The organism is Streptomyces sp. SS1-1 (genome assembly GCF_008973465.1).
Lineage (GTDB): Bacteria > Actinomycetota > Actinomycetes > Streptomycetales > Streptomycetaceae > Streptomyces.
This window is the reverse complement of the sequence record NZ_WBXN01000004.1, coordinates 7057451-7078372: the sequence shown is the minus strand read 5'-3', so window position 1 is coordinate 7078372 and position 20922 is coordinate 7057451. Positions and strand designations below refer to the sequence as shown.

Below are 20922 nucleotides of genomic sequence, written 5' to 3'. Positions count from 1 at the left end.
TCAGGGTAGGACGGCGGCCCCGGATCGGCGCGCGGGGCTCCGGGCGTCCCGGTCAGCCGGCCAGGCCGTAGGCGCTCTTCCCCACCAGGTACAGGCCGATGAGGACGCTGCCGGCGACGATCGCCTGATGGGCGTGGTCCGCCATCCAGGCGCGCATCGCCAGCAGCCGCCGCCGGGCCCGTTCCGGGCGGACCGCGATGTACGTCTCGACGACGAGCAGGCTGGCGGTGGCGAGGAGGCAGAACCCGACGAGGACGAACCACGTCGACGTGTGGTCGCCGTCGGCGTCCACGACGGTGAGGCCGCCCGCGGCGACCAGGCCCCACGGCTGGAGCAGCACGGCGAGGACGGCGGCGGGCCAGACGGCTCCCCGTTCCAGCCGGGAGGACAGGAACGAGGACGAGCCACCGCTGGGGCCCGGGGACGCGTCGTCGCCGGACGGTGCGCGGGCCGTGCGGTCGCGTCGTCCGCCCGCGTCGCGGCCGCGGCGGCGCAGCAGGTGCCGGCGCACGCCGTAGGCGACCAGTCCGGCCCCGATGGCGAGTCGGAGGGCGAGGCCGGCCGTGGACGGCGGGGAGCGCGGTTCCGGCGGCCGGCCGCCGGTCAGGGTGAGGACGAGGACGAGGACGGCGACGAAGCAGGCCGTCCATCCGGCGATGAAGGCGAGCCCGGTGCGTACGCCTCGGGCCGACGCCACCACGAGGACGAACGCCATCAGCGGGAGGGGATCGAGCGTGATGGCGAGGGCGACGAGCATCAGGTCGAGGACCATGGGCGATCCCATCGGGCACGGTACGGGTCGAGCGTACGCACGCGTGCCGGCCGCCCGCATCTTCGCGCGGCCGCTCTCGCGGGGCGGCCGACGGGGTGCCGGGTACCGCGTCCTCGCGCACTCTGGACGTGGGAAGGAGCGGCTCGATGGAGACTCGCCGGCGCCGGGCGTCACCGCTGCGCGCCGCCTGGTGGCGCGAGCGTGCCCGGGCGGTGGCGGCGTGGGGGACGGCCGTCCACGCGCGGTGGGAGCGCCGGTTCCCGGTGATCACCGGGATCGTGGACCGGCTGGTGTCGGTGAACATCTTCGACTCCGCCACCCGGATCGCGGCGCAGTGCTTCCTGACGGCCGTGCCGCTGCTGTTCGTGCTGAGCGCGTACGCGCCGGAGTCGGTGCAGGACCAGGTGACGACGTCCATCACCACGGTGTTCGGGCTGACCGGGCAGGCCAAGACGGACGTGGAGCAGACGTTCCACCCGCCGTCGGAGGATCTGCGGCAGGCGACGGGCGTGGTGGGCGGTCTGATGGTGCTGCTGTCGGCCACCGCGGTGAGCCGGGCGGTGCAGCGGCTGTGCCGCAGGGCCTGGGTCATGCCCCGTGCGCGGGCGAAGGTGGCGCCGTGGCGGTGGCTGGCGTGGATCGCGCTGTGGCTGGCCGCGCTGGTCGTGCAGGGGCTGCTGCACAACGGGTTCGGGCTGGGCGCGACGCTGGGGTTCCCGATCGTGCTGCTGATGCAGGCCCTGATGTGGTGGTGGACGCAGCATCTGCTGCTGGGCGGGGCCGTGCCGTGGAAACCGCTGCTGCCGGGTGCCGTCATCACGGCGGTCGCGGTGAGCGGTCTGTCGGTGACCGCGCACTTCTACATGCCGCGGGCGCTCAACCGGGCGCTGGCCGACTACGGTTCGGTCGGCTCGGTCTTCGTGATGCTGTCCTGGCTGATCGTGGTGTGCGTCGCCGTGGCGATCGCCCTCAGCGTCGGGGCCGTCCTGTCCCAGGAGCCGTTCCTGCGCGGCCGGTTGGGGCCGTTCCCGGCGGCCCCCGACACGTCCGCGCCGGAGTGACGCGCGCGGGGCGCCGGGGGACCCGTGCGGAGCCGTCGCCGCCCGCGTGGACGGGGCGGTCGTCCTCGCCTATCGTTCCTCCGCACGCGATCTTCCGCGGGCCGTTTCCACTCGTCGCCCGTGGGGGGTCGTCGTCATGTCCGTTTCCTCTGATCCGCTTCCGCCGCCGCACACCCGTCTGCCCGGCGGCGTGCGGCCCGCGTCGCAGGTGCTCCTGGTGGTCGTCTGTGTGCTGCTGGCGGGCATGGCGCTGACCGATCTGTTCGCGGTGTTCGCCGGTCTCCGGATCCGTACGCTGACCGGGGCGGACCCGGCGCGGGCGCTCGACGGCGCGTACACGCTGTACGAGCGGGCCGGTGACCTCCAGGGGATGGTGACCCTGCCCGGCATGGTCGTGTTCGTCGTCTGGTTCTACCTGATGCGGCGGGACCTGGGCGTGCTGGCGCCCGACGCCTTCCGCAACGGCCGGGGATGGGCCGTCGGGGGCTGGCTGATCCCGTTCGTCAACCTCTGGATGCCGTACCGCGTCGCCGTCGACATGTGGGGCGCGGCGGCGCCGCTGCCGCGGCGGGCGTCTCTCTGGCCGGTGAACCTGTGGTGGGGGCTGTTCGTCGGCGGGACGCTGCTCGGCCGGTACGCCTCGTCGGGGTACGCCGACAGCGACGGCCTCACCGAGGTGCGGGAGGCCGTGGCGCAGTACGTGGCGGCCGATCTGCTGAACGCCGGTGCCGCGGTGGCCGCCGGGTATGTCGCGGTCCGGCTGACGGCGATGCAGCGGTTCAAGGCGGCCCGCGGACCGTTCGCGGGCTGAGCCGGGCGGGCCGCGTGCCCGCCCGGCGCGCCGGTGGTCAGGGCCGCGTCTCGTGTTCCGTGGCGTCGGTGGCCTCGGTGGCGGCGACGGGGGCGGAGGTGCGGTCGCGGGTGAACCAGGCGACGGCCCACAGGGCGACGCCGATCAGCAGCAGCACGCCCGCGATGCGGTACTCGTCGCCGGGGCGGCCGGACGACCACGGCAGCACCAGGTAGACGCAGGCGACCGCCCCCACGACGGGCAGCACGCGGCCGGCCCGGAAGTGCGGGGTGTCCACCGTGTCCTTGCGGAGCACCAGGACCGCCACGTGCACCCCGGCGAAGACGGTGAGCAGCAGCAGCGACGTCGTGCCGCCGAGCAGGGCGACGACCGGGCTGTCCGGGTTCAGCGAGACGAACGTGATGAGGCCGAAGGCGATGACCGTGGTGAACAGGATCGCGGCCTGCGGGGTGCGGCGCACCGCGTGCACCTTGGCCAGGAACGGCGGCAGGACGCCCTTGCGGCTCATCCCGTACAGCAGCCGGCTGGCCATCATCATGTTGATCAGCGCCGAGTTGGCCACGGCGAACATGGAGATGAACGGCAGCAGGTCGGAGATGGGGAAGTCGGGAGCGGCGGTCTGGACGACGGTCGCGAGCGGCGTCTCGCTGGCGGCGAGCCGGCCGACGGGCACGACCGCGACCGCGCACACGGACACCAGGACGTAGATGAGGCCGGTGATGCCGAGCCCGGTGAACATCATGCGGGGGAAGATCCGCGACGGTTCCCTGGTCTCCTCCGCCATGTTGACGGAGTCCTCGAAGCCGACCATGGCGAAGAACGCCAGCGAGGTGGCGGTGCTGACGGCGAGGAAGACGTTCTTGTCGGAGGCGGTCTCGAAGGCGACGACGCGGGAGAAGTCGGCGTTCCCCCCGGCGATGAACCAGCCGCTGATCAGGACGACGAGCAGCAGACCCGACAGCTCGACGGCCGTCAGGAACACGTTGACCTTGAGGCTCTCGCTGACGCCCCGCAGGTTGACGAGGAGCACCAGCCCCATGAAGCCGAGGGCGATCGCGAGGATGAGCCCGTCGCCGCCGTCCAGCCCGAACCCGGTGACCAGGTTGGCCGCGAAGGCTCTGGAGGCCGCCGACGCCGAGGTGATGCCGGAGCACATCACGGCGAAGCACACCAGGAACGTCAGGAAGTGCTTGCGGAACGCCTTGTGCACGTACAGCGCGGCACCCGCGGCCTCGGGGTACTTGGTGACCAGTTCCAGGTAGGAGCAGGCGGTGATCAGGGCGACGGTGAAGGCGATGACGAACGGCAGCCAGGCCGCTCCCCCGACCTCGCCGGCGACCTGTCCGGTCAGGGCGTAGATGCCGGTGCCGAGGATGTCCCCGACGATGAACAGCAGGAGCAGACCGGGACCCATGACCCGTTTGAGCGCGGGCTCGCCGTCCGCGTCCATGGCGGGTGAGTCCTTCTGTCCCGTGGATGTCATGGCGTACTCCTCGTCGGGGTGGCGGCGGGGACTCCTCACTGATGACGACTACTGCCCTGATCCCTGCGCGGCATGTGCGGCACGGGAAACGCCGAGGCCCGTCCGCGTGATGCGGACGGGCCTCGTGTCGGAGCGCCGGGCAGGCCTTGCACCTGCATCTCCCCGCAGGAAGCGGGGCGTCTTTCCTTGGACCACCAACGCAGGGTCGGAGACCGCGAGTTGCGGTGACCGGCTCTGGGAGCAGCTTAGTACATCCGGGTGAGTGCCCGTGACACGGCCCGTGGTTCAGCCGCCCAGCAGGGGCAGGGTGAGGCCGCATCGGACGGGGCGGGCGTGCGCCGGGTCGAGGGCGTTCCGTACGAGCTGGGCGGCGTTGGTGTCGTAGGCGAGCGACAGATGGTCCGAGACGTCCTGCGGGCAGACGTCCTGGATGAGGATGTTGCGCACGGTGGCGTCCGGACCGGCCGTCAGGAAGTTGTTGCGGTAGGGCGTGGCGAAGAGGTCGTACCGGGTGGAGACGACCGTGTACGAGACACCGGGTTGGGTGTCGCCGTCGCGGTCGAGTGTGCGGTTCACCTCGGAGCCCACCATCTGGTCCGACCACGCCTGCCCGACCACCGCGGACATCGCCGGGTGGAGGCCCAGCCGGCCGGTGACCGTGCCGACGCCGGAGAGGTTCCCGCCGTGGTTGGACGGGGCGAGGGCGATCAGCCGGCGCACCTTGTTGCGCTCGGGGTGGGCGGGGTCGGTGCCGCCCTCGAACCTCAGGTACCAGCGCGGAGTGGGGCCGCCGCCCTGCGAGTGCCCGACGAGGTCCACCTTGCGGGCGCCGGTGGCCTTCAGGACGCGGTCGACGTACCGGGCGATCTGCCGGGCCGACGTCGGCACGGGGCCGGTCGCCTTGAACGGATTGCCGGGCGTGCCGCCGTAGTTGGGGGCGAAGACGCAGTACCCGAGGCTCTTGAGATACGGCGCGAGCATGCTCCAGTTGTTGTAGGCGTTCGCCGCCGAGCCGTGCAGCAGGACGACCGGGCGGGGATGCGTCCGCGAGGGGCGGCACGACCAGTCGTCGGCGTCGGCGGGAGCCGCCTCCGGGTGGACGAGCCCGTACGCCACCGCCGTGGCGACGTCGAGCGCGGGAGGCGGGGGCGCGGGCTCGGTGGACGCGGTGGCCGTGCCCGCCGGCGCCAGCGCCAGGGGCAGGGCGGCCGACGCGCAGAGCGCGGCCCAGCGGCCCTTCGGCCGGTTCGCACGGATCCGGTAAGGCGTCCGGTCGGCCATCGTCACTCCTCGTCTCCGGGCCGGCCCAGCGCCGACGCGAAGATCATCGGGGACCGTCGGGGCGCCGGGCGCCGGGGCCGCCCACGGCACCTCCGATGGAGCAGGCGCTTTTCATCCGGGCGGCCCAGCCGGTGCGGGGGCCGGGGTCAGGCCGCGGCCTTCTTGCGCCGGCGGCCGCCTCCGGCGAGGGCGTCGATCAGTTCCTGCCGGCTCATCCGGGACCGGCCGGGGATCTCCCGCTCGGTGGCCCGTTCGTACAGCTCGGCCTTGCTGAGGTCGCGCAGTTCGCTCTTCTTCGGGGCGTCGGAGGTCCTGCGCGCCGAACCCTTCGGCTTGGCCGCGGACTTGGGCGGGGACTTCCTGGCGCGCCGGGCGCCGCCGCGCGCGCCGTCCCGCTCCCCGCCCTTCTTCTCGCGGCCGGAGCGGGCGCGGTCGATGCTGCCCTGGAGGACCTCCATGAGGTCGACGACGTTGGTGGCGGCCGGCGGTTCCTCGGCCGGGGTGATCTCCTGTCCCTCCGCCTTGGCCCGGACGAGTTCGCGCACCTTCTCCTCGTACGTGTCGTGGTAGCGGGACGGCTCCCACGGGCCGCTCAGGGCGTCGACGAGCTGGAGCGCCATGTCGAGTTCCTTGCCGCTGCCGGCCCGCCGCTCCGGCAGCCGCGGCAGCTCGCGGGTGGGGTCGCGGACCTCGTCCGCCCAGTGCAGGGTCTGGAGCATCAGCACCTTCTCCTCGGCGCGCAGCGCGGTGAGGTACTGCTTGCCCCGCATCACGAAGGTGGCGACCCCGACCCGGTTGGCCTTCTCCAGGGCGGCGCGCAGGAGTTCGTACACCTTGAGGTTCTCCTCGCCGCGCGGGGCGAGGTAGTAGGGGCGGGCGAAGTACACCGGCTCGATCTCGTCCAGGTCGACGAAGTCGGAGATCTCGATGGCGCGGCTGCGGCCCGGCGCGATGGCGTCCAGTTCCTCCGGTTCGACGACGACGTACTCGCCGTCGGCGACCTCGAAGCCCTTGACGATGTCGTCGGGGGACACCTCCTCGCCGGTGCGTTCGTTCACCCGGCGGTTGCGGATGCGGTCGGAGGTGCCGCGCTGGAGCTGGTGGAAGTGGATCGTGTGGTCCTGGGTGGCGGTGTACAGACCGACCGGCACGCTGACCAGTCCGAACGTGATCACGCCTGTCCAGATCGCCCGTGCCATGACCGTTCCGCTCCGTCGTCGTCGGCTGCCGCCCTCCACGCTGGCATCCCGGCGGCGGACGCGCGCGGCGAGCCGCCCCGGCCGGGGGCCGACCGGAGGAACGCGGCGGTCCGCACGCGCCGGGAGGGGTGAACCTCGCGAGCCGGCCGGGCTGGTCGCCGCCCGCCGGGGGCTGTATGTGCGCTGGTCGCCGGGGCCCGGGACGGACATGGCGGCGATGTCGCGCCGGGACGACCTCACCGGTCCGGCGCTGCCCGGGCTGTCCGCGAACCGGCTGGACGTCGAGGAGTGGTGGGAGGGCCGGCCGGTCCGGGTCCGGGTCGCCCGGCGCCTGTACGACTACTCGCGCCTGCCCGGCCTCAGGGACTCCCGCACCCGGCCGTGGGTCCTGGCGGCCCGGGAGGCGGCCCGCGGCCCAGACAACGAGCCGCTCGCCACGGACGTACGGCCGCTGGGCTGGATCGGCGTGAGCGGATCGACCCCGTCGCAGGCCGAAGGCGACCGCGAGCAGGACGGCACGCAGGACACGGCCGAGGAGGTGGCCCGTACGACCCCGTCGCAGGCGGAGGGCGACCGTTCCGACGAGGACGACGACCCGTCGGACGATCCGCGGCGCCGGGCGGAGTGGGAGAGCGGCTGGTCGGGGCCCTGAGCCCCGCTTCCCGCCCGGTCGCCGTCAGCTGTTCCCGGCGCCCTGGCCCGGCCGGTTCTGGTGGAGGTGTTCCAGGGCGTCCAGGACGACGGTGCGGCGGTACCACGAGCGCCAGGCCGCGACGTCCGCCGCCAGGCGCGCGAGTTCCGCGCGCCGGGTGGCGCCCGGCCAGATGCCCGGTTCGTTCCTGTGCAGCGTCAGGGTTCCGGTGCAGTGCCCCTCGGGGGTGATCAGCGGCACGCTGTACACGGCCCTGCTGCCCGCGGCCAGCAGGGCCCGACCGGCCGGGTGGGCCGCGAGGGCGTCGTCGGCGGCGACGTCGGGCACGGCGACGGGCTCGCGGCGTTCCTGGGCGACGGCGCACACCACCGGCGCGCCGGTGACGAGGGCGACCTCGTCCCAGTAGTCGGCGCCGAGTCCGCGATGCCCTTCGAGGAACAGCGCGTGGTCCTGGGCCGCGTCGGTGAGGTGCGCCTCGCCCGCGTCGGCCTCGGACACGGCGATCGCCGTGTCCAGGGCGGCGGAGATGATCTGCCGCCGGTCGGTGACGTCACCGGTGTACGAGCGCAGGAACGCGGTGTCGGGGGGCGGGGGGTGGGTGCCGCGTCCGACGAACCAGCGGGTGTCGGTCTGCGGCGGGGGTGCGGTGACGACGGCGGACGCGAGGACCCGCAGGGGCACGTTGCACTGCTGGGAGCCCTCGCGCAGCAGCGCGAACGCGGCGTCGGGGCCGGGCAGGCCGTAGCGGGCGATGAGCATGCCCTGCGCGATGCCGATGAGGCCGCTGGTGCGGGCCTTGGCGCGGAGCCCGAAGATCTCGCGGCGCAGGTGGTCCGCCTCGGCGGCGGGCGGGTTTCCGCTCCGGGGCGGCCGTACGGGCCCGGCGGGGGCGGGGGGCAGGGAGGTGAGCGCCTCGACGAGCGTGCCGTGGGGGCGGAGGCCGGGGAGGTCGTCCTGCTCCAGTTCCTTGCGGACCTCCGGTGTCGCCACCACGAGGACGGGGGAGCCCGCGAGGTGCGCGGTCTGGTCCCGGAGGGCGCGGCGGGCGGTCTCGTCGACCGTGGGGACGGCTGTCATGTCGAGCACCAGCCGGTGTCCCCGGCGGGCGGCGCTGTCCAGGTGCCGCGTGAGTTCCGGGGCCAGCCGGGCGCAGCCGTCCGCGTCCAGTGTGCCGGTCAGGCACACCACCGTGACACGGTCGGTGGCCGGCACCACCGTGAGGGGGGAACGACTTGTCATCGTGCCTCGCTCTTCCGCTCCTGTCGGCCGGGTGCGTCGGACGGGAGGGGCGCCGGTGTGGCCGCCGCCCGACCGCACCTCCACCCTCACTCGGCTGCGCCATGAGGGCAAGGAGAGAACTCCGGCGGGGGGCCCGCGCCGGGGCCCGGCGCGTCGGAGCGGCCGGTCAGGGGCGGGTGCGGGTGCCGGTCGCCGGTTCCGCCGCGCGGGTCGGGGGCGGGGCGGGCAGCAGGGAGCGGGCCGCGACGACGACCTCGTCGACGGTGGTGCGCAGCAGGCAGGGGTCGGGGGTGTCACCGTGCGGGTCACCGGGCGGTCCCGGCGCGTACAGCGCGATGTGCCGGCGCAGCGGCGGTGGCCCCCACAGATGGGGCGGGACCGGTCCGAACAGGGTCACGGACGGGGTGCCGTGGGCCACCGCCAGGTGGGCGAGGCCGGTGTCGCCGCTGATCAGGAGCGTCGCGTGGGCGACGAGGGCCGAGAGCCGGGCGAAGGGCAGCCCGCCGGGCAGCAGGTCCCACGGCGGCAGCCCGGCGCGTTCGGCGACGTCCGTGACGAGGGCGTCCTCGCGGGGCCCGCCGGTCAGCACGACGCGATGGCCCGCCGCGCACAGATGCCGTACGACGGCGGCGTACCGTCCGGCCGGCCAGCGGCGGGCGGCGGACTCCGCACCGGGGTGGACGACGACGGCGCCGGGCGCCGGCGACGGGGCCGCGGGCGGCGGGAGCCGCAGGTCGTCCGGGTCGGCGGGGACGCCGTGGGCGGCGAGGAGACGGCACCAGCGCCGCCGCTCGTGCTCGTCGGCCCGCCAGTCGGGTGTGCCGTCCGCGTAGGCGAGGAGGGTGCGCGGGCGCAGCGCGGCCAGGGCGTCGCGGCTCGCGGGTCCGTTGCCGTGCAGGTCCACGGCGAGGTCGGGCGGGGGCCCCGTCCAGTGGGTCAGGTCGGGGACGCCGCGGCCGGGTGCCTCGGCGGGCAGGACGGCGTCGACGGCGCCGGTGGCGAGGGCGGCCTCCCGGAGGGCGGGGGGCAGCGCGAGGACGAGGTGGTCCCCGGGGAAGGCGCGCCGCAGCCCCCGCAGTGCCGGGACGCCGGCCAGGAGGTCGCCCAGGCCCAGCGCCCGCAGGACCAGCACGCGACGCCGGTGGCCGGTCATCGCCCGGCCCGGCCCGGGGTGAGGGCCGCCCGCTCGGCGATGCCGGTGGTGGAGCGGCCGTCCAGGTAGGGGAAGAGGACGACCTGGCCGCCCCAGCTCTCCACGAGGGCCGCTTCCGGCAGACGGGTCATGGCGTAGTCGCCGCCCTTGGCCCAGATGTGCGGGCGCAGTGCGGCGAGGAGGCGTTCCGGGGTGTCCTCGTCGAAGACGGCGACGGCGTCGACGCACTCCAGGGCGCGCAGGACGCGGATCCGGTCGGCCTCCGGGACGAGGGGCCGGCCCGAGCCCTTGCGGCGGCGTACCGAGGCGTCGGAGTTGACGCAGACGACGAGGCAGTCGCCGGTGCGCCGGGCGGCCTGCAGCAGGGCCACATGGCCGGCGTGGAGCAGGTCGAAGCAGCCGCCCGCGGCGACGACGGTGCCGCCCGCGGCCCGCACCCGGGCGGCCGTGCGCAGCGCGTCCCCGGTGGGCTCGTGGACGGCGGGCCGGGGTCCGGCGGGGGCGGTGCCGACGGCGTCGGAGCGCACCCCGCCCTCGGCGACGTAGCGGGTGGCGGCGTGCACGGCCTGCCGTACGGCCGTCTCGACGAGGTCGCCGTCGGCGAGGCAGCCGGCGGCGGTGGCCGCGAACCGGTCGCCGGCCCCGCAGGCGTCGCCGTCGGCGGTGACGGGCGAGGGCACCAGCAGCGGGGTGCCGCCGTGCGAGAGCAGGGCGCCGCGGCCGCCGAGCGTGACGGCGACGGACGCGGCACGCCAGGCGTGGACGAGCCGGTCGGCGTCCTGGGCGGCGCTGTGCAGGTCGTGGTCCGGTTCCTGTCCGGCGTCGGCGGGGGCGGCCCGGTGGGCGAGGGCGTGTGCCTCGGCGGCCGAGGGGGTGGCGAGGCGGACGCCGGGTACGGGTGAGCCGCCGCGCGGGTGGGGGTCCCAGGTGAGCGGGACCCTGGCCGCCGCGGCGGCGAGGTCGTCGCGCAGGACGGCGGCGGTGTCGCGGCCGTAGTCGGCGACGAGGACGGCGCCCGCCTCGGCGATCGCCCGCCGGGCCGCCTCGGTGGCCTGCCGCGCGCGGCCGTCGCCGTCGTCGAGGCGCAGCAGGGGCCGGCCGTCCACGAGGACGCGGGTCTTGCTGGACAGCTCGCCGGTGAGCGTGAGTTCGACCAGGCGGGCCCGGCCGTCGAGGAGGGCGCGGAGGGTGTCGCTGGCGGGGTCGTCGCCGAGTGCGGTGACGAGGGTGACCGGGCGGCCGTCGGCGGCGGCGAGGAAGGCGGCGAGCGCGGCGCCGCCCGGCCGGGAGGTGCGCCGGGGCCCGCTGACGACGGGGACGGGGGCGTCGGGCGCGAGACGGTCGACGCGGCCGTGGACGTCGTGGTCGAGGAGGGCGTCGCCGACGACGAGGAGCGGGGCGGGGGCCGTCATGCGCCCTCCTCGGTGAGCAGGGCCCAGCGCTGTTCGGCCTGGCGCCGCCGGGCCGCCGCCCGGCGCTCCACCGCCTCGTCGAACGCCTCGCAGAGCATGTGGACGGCGACGAGGTGCAGTTCCTGGACGGTGGCGGAGGTCGCCGCGTCGATGCACAGGGCGTCGTCGGCGGTGCTCGCGAGCGGGTTGGGCGCCGGGCCGGTGAGCGCCCAGACGGGCATGCCGGTCCGGTGCGCCTGGTCGGCGGCGACGAGCAGGTTGGCGCTGGCGCCGCTGGTGGACAGCAGCATCAGGACGTCTCCGGCCCGGCCGTGGGCGGCGACCTGCCGGGCGAAGATCTCCTGGACGCCGTAGTCGTTGGCGATGGCGGTCGTCGCGGAGGTGTCGGCGTGCAGGGCGACGGCGGAGAACGGGGGGCGGTCGTCCCGGTAGCGGCCGACGAGTTCGGCGCTGAGGTGCTGGGCCTGGGCGGCGCTGCCGCCGTTCCCGGCGACGAGGAGCCGGGCTCCGCCGTCGAGGGTGGTGGCCAGCGAGGTTCCCCAGCGCCTCAGCAGCGGGCCCGCGTAGCCGCGGAATCCGGTGAGCGCCCGCATCAGGTCGTCGCAGTGGGTGACGTCGGAGGCGAGTTTCATCGCAGGGCTCCCGAGAGCGAGGGGACGGAGGAGACCGCGCTGTAGGCGCGGGTGACGCCGTCGGCCACGCGGTCCCAGGTGTACCGGGACAGGACGCGGCGGCGGCCCTGGGCGCCGTACCGGGCGAGCCGGTCGGGGTCGGCGAGCAGGCGGCGGACGGCGGCGCTGATGTCGTAGTCGTCGTCGGCGGGGACGAGTTCACCGGTCATGCCGTCGACGACGGTGTCGAGTTGTCCGCCGACGGCGGTGGCGAGGACGGGGGCGCGGCAGGCCATGGCCTCGACGGGGACGATGCCGAACGGCTCGTAGCGGGGCAGGGAGAGCACGAGGTCGGCGCTGGACAGCAGGGCGGGCATGGCGTCGCGGCCGATCGCGCCGAGCAGGGTGACCCGGCCGGCGACGCCGTGCTCCTCGGCGAGGGCGCGCAGCCGTTCGGCCTCGGGTTCGGCGAGCAGGAGGGCCTGTTCGGGGCCTCCGGCGATGAGGAGTTCGGCACCGGGGACGTCCGCGAGGGCGCGGATCGCGCGGTCGAAGCCCTTGCGGGGCACGAGCCGTCCCACGGCGAGCAGCCGGCGGGGCGCGGAGGCCGGGCGGCGGGCGTCGGCGCGCGGGGTGAACCGGTCGGGGTCAACGCCGCACGGGACGACGGAGATCTTCCGCCGGGGCAGCCCCATGGCCTCCAGTTCGCACACCTCGTCCTCGCAGGTCGCGATGATGCGGGCGCACTCGCGGCCGATGACGGTCTCGATGGCGATCCGGTCGCGGGGGCTGGTGTCGGCGGCGCCCTGGTGGCGCCGCTTGACGGTGCCGAGGGCGTGGTAGGTCTGCACGACGGGCACGCCGAGCCCGTAGGCGCCGGACAGGGCCGCCCAGCCGGACATCCAGAAGTGGGCGTGCACCACGTCGGGCGGGGCCGTCGCCCACTCGCGGGCCAGGAAGGCACCGAACTCCGGTATGTAGGGCGGGAGTTCGTCCTTGGGGACGGGGGCCGCGGGTCCGGCGGGGACGTGGACGACCTGGTATCCGTCGGGTGTGGTGACGCGGTCCGGCGGCCGGGGGTCGTCCCGCCGCGTGTACACGGTGACGTCGTGCCCGCGCCGGACGAGGCGCGCGGCGAGCTGCGCCACGTACACGTTCTGTCCGCCCGCGTCGGGGCCGCCGAGCGCGGCCAGCGGGCTGGCGTGCTCGGAGACCATGGCGACACGGCCGGCCGAGGGGTGCCTCGTAGTCATCGGGTGACCTCCTTGATCAGGCGCTCCCAGTCGTCCAGGAACCGTCGTTCCGAGTAGCGGGCCCGTACCGCGGCCCGGGCCGCCTCCCCCGTCGCGCGGGCGTCGTCGGGGTCCGCGAGGAACCGCCGCAGCGCGTCGTGCAGGACGTCGAGCCGGTTGGAGACCACGCCGGCGCCCTCCGGTACGGCTTCGCGGACCTCGGTGGTGTCCAGGGCGACGACGGGCATGCCGAGGAACATCGCCTCCAGCAGGGACAGTCCGAGCGAGGTCCAGCGCACGGGGTGCAGATAGGCGCGGCACCGCGCCATCGCCGGGTGCAGTTCGCTCTGCGGCAGGTCGCGGCTGCGGAGCAGGGCGGGCGGCAGGCCGAGGTGGCCGGCGAGTCCTTCGGTGCGCATGCCGAACACGTCGAGCGGGGCGGCGTGCGCGAAGCCGGGCAGCAGGTCCGTGCCGGTGGTCCGGCCGCGCCGGACGGGCTCGTTGACGACGACGGCGGCGCGCGGCTCCTCGCCGGTCCACAGCGGGCCGGGGTCGATGATGCCGTGCTCGACGACGGTGGTGGGGGCGCGTCCGTTGTCCCACATCAGCCGGTTGAAGTGGGTGACGTGCACGACGGTGATGTCGGTCCGGTCGGCCAGGGGGTGCCGGGTGCCGACGGGCGTCTCGTGCGGGCTGTTGTGCTCGACGTACACGGCGGGCACGTCGGCGCCGGGGCGCCGGCCGGTCCAGTGTTCGGCGAGGTCGAGCTCGTGCGGCCGTTGCAGCACCATGAGGTCGATGTCGGCGTCGCGCAGCTCCTCGGGGGTGACCTCCCGCACCCGCCGCGGCCACTGCCAGGTCCTCGCGCGGCCGAGGCCGTCGGGTCCGCGGTCGGGGGTGACGGGCACCAGGCAGGTGGCGGGGCCCTGGACGAAGGTGGTCAGCCAGGAGCCGTGCACATGCCACACGAGTACGTTCATGTCGTCTCCGCGAGGAGTTTGTGCACCGCGGCCACCACGTCGTCGGCCGTGACCTCGTCGAGGCACGGGTGACCGGGTACGGGACAGGTCAGGGCCCGGGTGCCGGCGCAGGGCGCCCGCTGGTCGCCGAGGAGCACGCAGGGCACTCCGTACGGCGCCCAGCGGTCGGCCGGGACGACCGGCGCGAACAGCGACACCACGGGGGTGCCGACGGCCGCGGCCAGATGGGCGGGCCCGGTGTTGCCGCACACGACGGCGTCGGCGGTGCGCAGGACGCCGGAGAGGGTGCGCGGGTCGGTCCGGCCGCCGAGGTCGACGGCCGTGCCGCCGGCGACGGCCTGGGTCAGGCCGGTCTCGCCGGGGCCGCCGGTGACGACGACCCGGTGGCCGGCGTCGGCGAGCGCGGCGACGGCCTCGGCGCAGCGGCCGGCGCTCCAGGTGCGGGCGGGGGCGCTGGCGCCGGGGTGCACCACGACGTACGGGCCGTTGCCGGTCAGGGCGATGGTGTCGGGCGGCGGCAGCACGCGGAGCCGTCCGTCGTCCTCGGCGGGCAGGGGGAAGCCCAGGGCGGCGGCGGTGTCCAGGGCGGCCTCGGCCTCGTGCCGGCCGGGGCGCCGCCGGTGCCGGGCGTCGAGCAGCCGGCCGGGGTGGTCGACGCTGTCGGCGCCGATGCGGGGGACGCCGGCGAGGCGCAGCAGCAGGGCGGTGGGCAGGGGGCTCTGGTGGAAGGAGGTGAGGACGAGGGCCGTGTCGAAGGCGGCGTCCCGCAGGCGGCGCAGCAGGCCGTCGATGTCGGCGTCCGCGACGGACGGCGGGTCGAAGCCCTCCCAGGGGGCGTCCCACACGAGGACGTCGTCGACGTGCGGCAGCAGACGGGCGGCGGGTTCGCCGCGGGGGCCGCAGAGCAGGGTGACGTGGGAGGCGCCCGCCGCCACGGCCCGGATCGCGGGTCCGGCCAGTAGCACGTCGCCGAAGCTGTCGAGGCGTACGACCAGGGCTCTCATCGTCGCTCCTCCCCCGGTGCGAGGAGCCGGCGGACCGCGGTGAGCAGGTCGGGCGCGGTGGCGGGGGCCGACGCGATCTCGGCGGGCAGGGTGACGGCGGTGGGTACGAGCACCGCCCGTGCGCCGGCGGCGCGGGCCGCCTCGACGTCGGCGCCGATGTCGCCGATCACCACGCAGCGCTCGGGGGGCACGCCCAGGCGCCGGGCCGCCTCGACGACGAGGCCCGGGCGGGGCTTGCGGCAGGGGCAGCCGGCCTCGGGGGCGTGCGGGCAGTACACCCAGGTGTCCAGGCCGCCGAGGAGGGCGTCCACGCGGTCGTTGACCCGGTGGACGTCGTCCCTGGTGAGCAGTCCGCGGCCGACGCCGGACTGGTTGCTGACCACGCCGGTGGGGATGCCGCGGGCGCGCAGCAGGTCCAGGGCCGGGCGGGCGGCGGGCAGCGGGCGGACCCGGCCCGGGTCGCCGTTGTAGGGGACGTCCTCGATGAGGGTGCCGTCCCGGTCGAAGAGGACGGCGGCGACGGCGGCCGCGGTCATGGGGCGCTCCTCAGGGACAGGGCCCCGCGGTGCCGGACGACGCCGTCGAGCCAGTGCCGGATCGCGAGCGGGGGGATGACGACGCTGGTGACCGCCATGGTGGTGATCTCGCGCGGGGTGCGGGGGCCGGGCAGGATGCGGGCCAGGGCGAACTCGCCGGTGCCGAGCGCCCACAGCGCGGCGGCCGTGGCGGCGGCGCGGCGGCGGCCGGCGAGGGCGAGCACGGGGGCGGTGAGCGCCATCGACGTGACGAAGGCGTGGCGGGGCAGGCGGCCCCGGGGGGCCCGGGCGCGCCGCCACCAGTCGGGGCCGTGCAGCCGGGTCATCAGGGCGTCGTCGGCGTTGCCGCGCTGGGCGCGCACGGAGACCCAGCGGTCGGCGGGGCGGACGGGGTGCCGGGTGACGCGCTGGCCCCGGTGCAGGGACCAGCCGGCCTCCTCGACGCGCAGGGCCAGGTCCGCGTCCTCGCGGAACGCCCGGCCGAACCGCTCGTCGAAGCCCTGGACGTCCATCAGCGCGGCCGTGCGGTACGCCATGTCGGCGGTGGCCCAGGCGGCCCCCTCCAGGCCGGCCGTGCCGCGCTCCCAGTCGGTGGGCCTGCGGTCCTCGGGGAGGGGGACCCGCAGCCGGCCCTGGACGCCGCCGGTGGAGGGCCCGGCGACCGCGAGGTCGTCGGCGAGACGGCGGGACCAGTCGGGCAGCACCTGGACGTCGTCGTCGAGGAAGACGGTCCAGGGGGTGAGGACGGTGCGCCAGCCGGCGTTGCGGGCGGCGGCGGGGCCGCGCCCGCCGGTGCGCAGGGTGCGCAACCGCCCGCGCAGCGGGCCGGCCGCCGCCAGCGGCAGGGGGCCGCCGGCGTCCGGGCGGTCGTCGACCACGACGATCTCCTGGGGCGGGTGCCCGTCGGCGGCGGCCAGCGCCCGCAGGCAGTCGGCGAGGCAGGGCCGGCCGATCGTCGGGACGACGACGCTGTAGGCGGGTGCAGCCGTCATGCGAACACCTTTCCGCGCCGGACCGCGAACGGGCCGAGCGCGAGCAGGTCGACGGGGGCCGAACCGAAGCACTCCAGGGCGTCGCGCGGGTCGTCGACCATGGGCCGCCCGGCGGTGTTCAGGCTGGTGTTGACGACGACGGGCAGCCCGGTGCGGCGCTCGAACCCGTCGATCACGCGGGCCATGAGCGGCTCGTCGGCGCGGTCGACGGTCTGGATGCGGGCGGTGCCGTCCACGTGGACGACGGCCGGGATACGGCCGCGCCACTCCTCGGCGACGTCGTGCACGAACAGCATGTACGGGCTGGGCAGCGGTCCGTCGAAGAGTTCGGCGGCGCGTTCGGCGAGGACCATGGGGGCGACGGGGCGGAACTCCTCGCGGCCCTTCACGGCGTTGAGGCGTTCCAGGTTCTCGGCGCGGCCGGGGTGGGCGAGCAGGGAGCGGTGCCCGAGGGCGCGGGGCCCGTACTCGCTGCGGCCCTGGAACCAGGCGACGACGCCGTCTGCGGCGAGTTCGGCGGCCACGGTCTCGGCGATGTCGCCGGGCTCCTCGTAGGGGACGGCGGCGCGCTCCAGCCAGGCGCGCAGTTCGTCGTCGCTCCAGCCCCGGCCGAGCGCGGCCGTCGGCATGGCCTCGACGGCCTCCTTCTGGTGGGCGACGTGCAGGGCGGCGCCGAGCGCGGTGCCGGCGTCCCCGGCGGCGGGCTGCACCCAGACGTGCCGGAACGGCGTCTCGCGGTACAGCCGGGTGTTGGCGACGCAGTTCAGCGCGACGCCGCCGGCGAGGGTCAGCACGTCCTCGCCCGTACGGTCGTGCAGCCACCGGGCGAGGCCCAGCAGGACCTCCTCCAGGCAGGCCTGGGCGCTGGCGGCGAGGTCGGCGTGGTCCTGGGTCCAGCCGGCGCCGGCGGGGCGCGGCGGGACGAGGGCCGCCCAGGGGACGGGCCGGGCGCGGAAGCCGCCGTCGGCCTCGGCGTGCACGTACGGCCGGAGGCGGTCGAGGAAGCGGGGGGTGCCGTAGGAGGCGAGGGCCATCACCTTGAACTCGTCGCTGCTGCGCAGGAACCCGAGGTGCTGGGTGAGGTCCTCGTAGAACAGGCCCATCGAGTCGGGCAGCGCCTGCGAGCCGAACACGGTGAGTTCACGGTTCGCGTAACGGCCGGCGAGGTGGGAGCCGCACTCGCCGCGTCCGTCGAGGACGAGGACGGCGCTGTCGGGCCAGGGGCCGGCCTGGCCGGCGGAGGCCGCGTGGGCGACGTGGTGGGGAACGAAGCGGACCTTGCCGGGGTCCAGGCCGGGCAGGGCCTCGGCGAGGAAGCCGGGGGCCTGGCGGGCGTATTCCTGGCGCAGTTGGTCCCAGGGGTCGTGCAGTCCCAGTTGGTCGGCGGGGCGGGCCAGCTCGGGGTCGTAGGAGTAGGCGACCGCGTCGAGTTCGGCGGGGGTCAGTCCGGCCTCCTGCAGGCACCACCGGGCGGACAGCTCGGGGAGTTCCCAGGCGGAGAAGGGGACGGGCCGTTTGCCGTGCTTGCGCCGGCTGAAGCGTTCCTCCTCGGCCGCCGCCACGATCCTGCCGTCCATGACCAGGGCGGCGGCGGGGTCGTGGAAGAGGGCGTTGATTCCCAGAACGCGCATGCGTGCCTCCGTACGGCTGACGGGAAGGGCAGGGGGGCGCCTACGCGGCCGGTTCGGGCGCGGGCTGCGCCGCCGCGAAGTAGGCGATGGTCTGCTTGATGCCCTCCGCCCAGGGCACGCGGGGCGTCCAGCCGAGCAGCTCGCGGGCCAGACCGGTGTCGGGGCGGCGCCGCTGCGGGTCGTCGGTGGGACGGTCGACGTACACGATGCGGGAGGACGATCCGGTGAGCTCGACGATGCGCCGGGCGATCTCGCCGACGGTGACCTCGTCGCTGCCGCCGATGTTGACGGGCCGCACGGAGTGGCTTCCCGCGACCAGCAGCACCCCGTCGACGGTGTCGTCGACGTAGCACAGGGACCGGGTCTGCCGGCCGTCGCCGGCGACGGTGAGCGGTTCGCCGGCGAGGGCCTGGCTGACGAAGGTGGGGACGGCCCGGCCGTCGTGCGCGCGCATGCGCGGCCCGTAGGTGTTGAACATCCGGACGATGCCGGCGTCGGCGTCCCGGGTCCGCACATGGGCGGTGACCAGGGCCTCGGCGAACCGCTTGGACTCGTCGTAGACGCTGCGCGGGCCGACCGGGTTCACGTTGCCCCAGTAGTCCTCGCGCTGCGGGTGGGTCAGCGGGTCGCCGTACACCTCGGACGTGGAGGCGAGCAGGAGGCGCGCCCCGTCACGTTCGGCGACGGCCAGCATGTTGCGGGTGCCGAGGCTGCCGACGTCCAGGGTCTCCAGCGGCAGCCGCAGGTAGTCGGCCGGGGACGCCGGGCACGCGAAGTGCAGGACGAGGTCGTAGGGGCCGGGCAGCAGCGCGGGCGCGTCGGGGGAGCTGACGTCGCAGTCGACGAACCGGAAACCGGGGCGTCCGTCCAGGTGGGCGACGTTCTCGCGGGTCCCGGAGCACAGGTTGTCGGCGCAGTCGACTTCGACGCCCGAATCCAGCAGGCGGTCGCAGAGGTGGCTGCCGAGGAAGCCGGCGCCACCGGTCACCAGGGCGCGGTGCCAGGTGCGCGTCGAGACAGCAGGCATAGGGGTTCCCTTCGTCCACACGCGGGTGGGAGGGGACGGACCCGCCTCCGCACACGCGGGCGTGGCTCAAGAAAGGGTTCGGCGGGGTCGGCGGGCTGCCGGAGAGCCTTCGCCGGTCTCTCGTGGGGAGAGTGATCGGTCGTCGCGGGCCGTATGCGCACGGCACCGCCGTGGGGGGTGGGTCGCCTCGTTCCGGACGCCGCACTGGTCCTGGGTTCCCGAGAGGGTAGCTTTCACACCTTGATTCATACTTCTCCCGTTTTGCCCGCTTGAGGGTGGTTGTGAGCAACCCCACTGCCCCGTGAAGTTTCGTCCGGCCGCGCCCAGTTGCGGGGTTCCGCGGGGGCCGGGACGAGCCGGCGTCATCGACCGCGGCGCCCGGTCTGCCACGATGGTCCGCGCCGTGACGACTCGGTGGAACCCTCCGCGCAGCGCAGCCCGGTGACTCTCCGGTTCCCCGGTCCCCCCGTCTCTTGGTCTCCGGGTACGCCTGTGTCCTTCACCCCCGTTCCGGCCTCCTCCGCGCCGGACACTTCCGCCGCCCCGTCCCGCTCCCCGTGGCGGTCCCTGCGCCACCGCGGCATGCGCTGGTGGTCCGTGGCGAACTTCGCGTCGAACGCCGGCACCTGGATGCAGCTCACGGTGCAGAACCTGCTCGTCCTGCAGATCACGGGTTCCGCCGCCGCCACCGGGCTGTCGATGTCGGTGCAGGCCGCTCCGGCCCTCTTCATGAGCCTGCTGGGCGGCACCGCCGTGGACCGCTGGCCGCTGAAGCTGACCGCCGCCGTCAGCCAGGCGCTGCTGGGCGCGATCGCGTTCACCACGGCGACGCTGGTGGCGCTGGACCTGCTCGACATGACGTCCCTGATGGTGCTGGCCGCCGTCACCGGCATCGTCGCCACCGTCGACGGCCCCGCGTGCGCGCTGCTCGGCAACGACCTGGTGCCGGTGGAGGACGTGCCGTCCGCCATCGGCGTGGGCGCCCTGGTGCACAACGCGGGCCGGCTGGCCGGCACCGCCCTCGCCGGGGTGACCGTCGGCTTCCTCGGCACGGCGGCCGCGTACGCCGCCAACGGGCTGTCGTTCCTGTTCGTGACGGCGGTCATCCCGTTCCTGCGTCCGGCGCCCGGCGCGGTCCGGCACTCCGCCCACGCCGAAGCGGCGCGCACGCGCGAGCCGTCCGGCGCGGGTCCCGACCTGAGCGTGCGGGAGGGGCTGCGCTTCTTCGCGCGCCGCCCCCGTCTCGTGGCGCTCGCCGCGGTCACGGGCATCAGCGCGATCTTCGGCCGGAACTACGGCCTCACCCTCGCGGTGCTCGTCACCGGGCCCCTCGCGGGCGGCGCGGGCTCCTTCGGCACCGTCTCCACGGTGCTGGCGGTCGGCGGCATCGTGGGCGCCGTCCTCGGCGCGCGGCTGCGGCGGCCGTCCGTGCGGATCGTGGGCACGCTGGCGGCGGCGGGCGGCCTGCTGCAGGTGGCGGCCGGCCTGTCCCCGTCCCTGGCGGTGCTGCTGGTGCTGGTCCTGCCGATGGCGGTCGTGGAGTCCGTGTCCGACACGGCGGGCACGGCAGTGCTCCAGACGGATCCGCCCCCGCACCTGCGGGGCCGTGTGCTGGGCGTGTGGAGCAGCATCGGCACGGCCTGGGGCCTCGGCGGCCCTCCGGCCCTCGGCCTCCTGATGGAAACGGTCGGCGCCCGGGGCGCCCTCGTGATCGGCGGCCTCCTCATCACGACCACGATCGGCGCGGGCCTCCTGCTCCGCACCCGTCGCACCCCGGCGCCGGTGCCGGTCCCGGCCAAGGACCTGGACACGCCGGCCCACCCGGCCCTGGAGGCGGTGGCCTGAC

Annotated in this window: 19 protein-coding genes; 4 read left to right on the top strand and 15 right to left on the bottom strand. The window is 75.5% G+C overall.

Going from position 1 to position 20922, the window contains the following annotated elements:
• Window positions 1–52: 52 nt before the first annotated feature.
• Complete coding sequence (locus F8R89_RS33740; RefSeq protein ID WP_225994572.1) at window positions 53–784, bottom strand: GAP family protein; 732 nt, start codon at window positions 782–784, stop codon at window positions 53–55.
• A gap of 134 nt (window positions 785–918) precedes the next feature.
• On the opposite strand from F8R89_RS33740, the gene F8R89_RS33735 reads away from it, so the two are divergent.
• Window positions 919–1833 carry a YhjD/YihY/BrkB family envelope integrity protein gene (locus tag F8R89_RS33735; RefSeq protein ID WP_151787562.1) on the top strand — a complete coding sequence of 305 codons (915 nt, stop codon included), beginning with the start codon at window positions 919–921 and terminating at the stop codon, window positions 1831–1833.
• A gap of 136 nt (window positions 1834–1969) precedes the next feature.
• On the top strand, window positions 1970–2644 hold the full coding sequence (locus F8R89_RS33730; protein WP_151787561.1) for a DUF4328 domain-containing protein: 675 nt from the start codon (window positions 1970–1972) through the stop codon (window positions 2642–2644).
• Window positions 2645–2681: 37 nt separating this feature from the next.
• On the opposite strand, the gene F8R89_RS33725 is transcribed toward F8R89_RS33730, so the two are convergent.
• The 3 genes from F8R89_RS33725 to F8R89_RS33715 all read right to left on the bottom strand — a co-directional run bounded on the left by F8R89_RS33725 (window position 2682) and on the right by F8R89_RS33715 (window position 6607).
• Entirely contained in the window at window positions 2682–4127 is a 1446-nt protein-coding gene (locus tag F8R89_RS33725) for an APC family permease (RefSeq protein ID WP_151787560.1), read from the bottom strand.
• 285 nt (window positions 4128–4412) lie between these two features.
• On the bottom strand, window positions 4413–5408 hold the full coding sequence (locus F8R89_RS33720; protein ID WP_151787559.1) for an esterase/lipase family protein: 996 nt from the start codon (window positions 5406–5408) through the stop codon (window positions 4413–4415).
• Between the two features lie 146 nt (window positions 5409–5554).
• On the bottom strand, window positions 5555–6607 hold the full coding sequence (locus F8R89_RS33715; RefSeq protein ID WP_151787558.1) for a Ku protein: 1053 nt from the start codon (window positions 6605–6607) through the stop codon (window positions 5555–5557).
• On the opposite strand from F8R89_RS33715, the gene F8R89_RS37390 reads away from it, so the two are divergent.
• Entirely contained in the window at window positions 6606–7259 is a 654-nt protein-coding gene (locus tag F8R89_RS37390; protein ID WP_225994571.1) for a DUF6098 family protein, read from the top strand. The two genes, F8R89_RS33715 and F8R89_RS37390, sit on opposite strands and share 2 nt — an antisense overlap.
• 24 nt (window positions 7260–7283) lie before the next feature.
• Here the strand turns inward: F8R89_RS37390 and F8R89_RS33705 are convergent, their stop codons facing one another.
• From F8R89_RS33705 to F8R89_RS33655, 11 genes are all read right to left on the bottom strand, one after another.
• Window positions 7284–8498, bottom strand: coding sequence for an ANTAR domain-containing protein (locus F8R89_RS33705; protein ID WP_151787557.1), 1215 nt, complete (start codon window positions 8496–8498; stop codon window positions 7284–7286).
• A 166-nt stretch (window positions 8499–8664) separates the two neighbouring features.
• The gene (locus tag F8R89_RS33700; RefSeq protein ID WP_151787556.1) at window positions 8665–9651 is read right to left on the bottom strand and encodes a glycosyltransferase family 9 protein; all 987 of its coding nucleotides are present in this window, start codon (window positions 9649–9651) and stop codon (window positions 8665–8667) included.
• Window positions 9648–11063, bottom strand: coding sequence for a D-glycero-beta-D-manno-heptose 1-phosphate adenylyltransferase (rfaE2, locus tag F8R89_RS33695; RefSeq protein ID WP_151787555.1), 1416 nt, complete (start codon window positions 11061–11063; stop codon window positions 9648–9650). The genes F8R89_RS33700 and rfaE2 overlap by 4 nt, the downstream gene beginning before the upstream one ends.
• Complete coding sequence (locus F8R89_RS33690) at window positions 11060–11695, bottom strand: SIS domain-containing protein (RefSeq protein WP_151787554.1); 636 nt, start codon at window positions 11693–11695, stop codon at window positions 11060–11062. The genes rfaE2 and F8R89_RS33690 overlap by 4 nt, the downstream gene beginning before the upstream one ends.
• Window positions 11692–12927: a glycosyltransferase gene (locus F8R89_RS33685; protein ID WP_151787553.1), complete on the bottom strand. Its 1236-nt coding sequence runs from the start codon at window positions 12925–12927 to the stop codon at window positions 11692–11694. Before F8R89_RS33685 ends, F8R89_RS33690 begins: the two co-directional genes overlap by 4 nt.
• Entirely contained in the window at window positions 12924–13886 is a 963-nt protein-coding gene (locus tag F8R89_RS33680) for a glycosyltransferase (RefSeq protein WP_151787552.1), read from the bottom strand. The genes F8R89_RS33685 and F8R89_RS33680 overlap by 4 nt, the downstream gene beginning before the upstream one ends.
• Complete coding sequence (locus F8R89_RS33675) at window positions 13883–14890, bottom strand: glycosyltransferase family 9 protein (protein WP_151787551.1); 1008 nt, start codon at window positions 14888–14890, stop codon at window positions 13883–13885. Before F8R89_RS33675 ends, F8R89_RS33680 begins: the two co-directional genes overlap by 4 nt.
• Complete coding sequence (locus tag F8R89_RS33670; protein WP_151787550.1) at window positions 14887–15426, bottom strand: D-glycero-alpha-D-manno-heptose-1,7-bisphosphate 7-phosphatase; 540 nt, start codon at window positions 15424–15426, stop codon at window positions 14887–14889. Before F8R89_RS33670 ends, F8R89_RS33675 begins: the two co-directional genes overlap by 4 nt.
• On the bottom strand, window positions 15423–16418 hold the full coding sequence (locus F8R89_RS33665) for a glycosyltransferase family 2 protein (RefSeq protein ID WP_151787549.1): 996 nt from the start codon (window positions 16416–16418) through the stop codon (window positions 15423–15425). Before F8R89_RS33665 ends, F8R89_RS33670 begins: the two co-directional genes overlap by 4 nt.
• Complete coding sequence (locus F8R89_RS33660) at window positions 16415–18049, bottom strand: carbamoyltransferase (RefSeq protein ID WP_151787548.1); 1635 nt, start codon at window positions 18047–18049, stop codon at window positions 16415–16417. The genes F8R89_RS33665 and F8R89_RS33660 overlap by 4 nt, the downstream gene beginning before the upstream one ends.
• Window positions 18050–18089: 40 nt before the next feature.
• Window positions 18090–19076: an NAD-dependent epimerase/dehydratase family protein gene (locus F8R89_RS33655; protein WP_151787547.1), complete on the bottom strand. Its 987-nt coding sequence runs from the start codon at window positions 19074–19076 to the stop codon at window positions 18090–18092.
• A 582-nt stretch (window positions 19077–19658) separates the two neighbouring features.
• Between F8R89_RS33655 and F8R89_RS33650 the strand changes: the two genes are divergently transcribed.
• Complete coding sequence (locus F8R89_RS33650; protein ID WP_413251301.1) at window positions 19659–20921, top strand: MFS transporter; 1263 nt, start codon at window positions 19659–19661, stop codon at window positions 20919–20921.
• The last annotated feature ends 1 nt before the right edge of the window (window position 20922 follow it).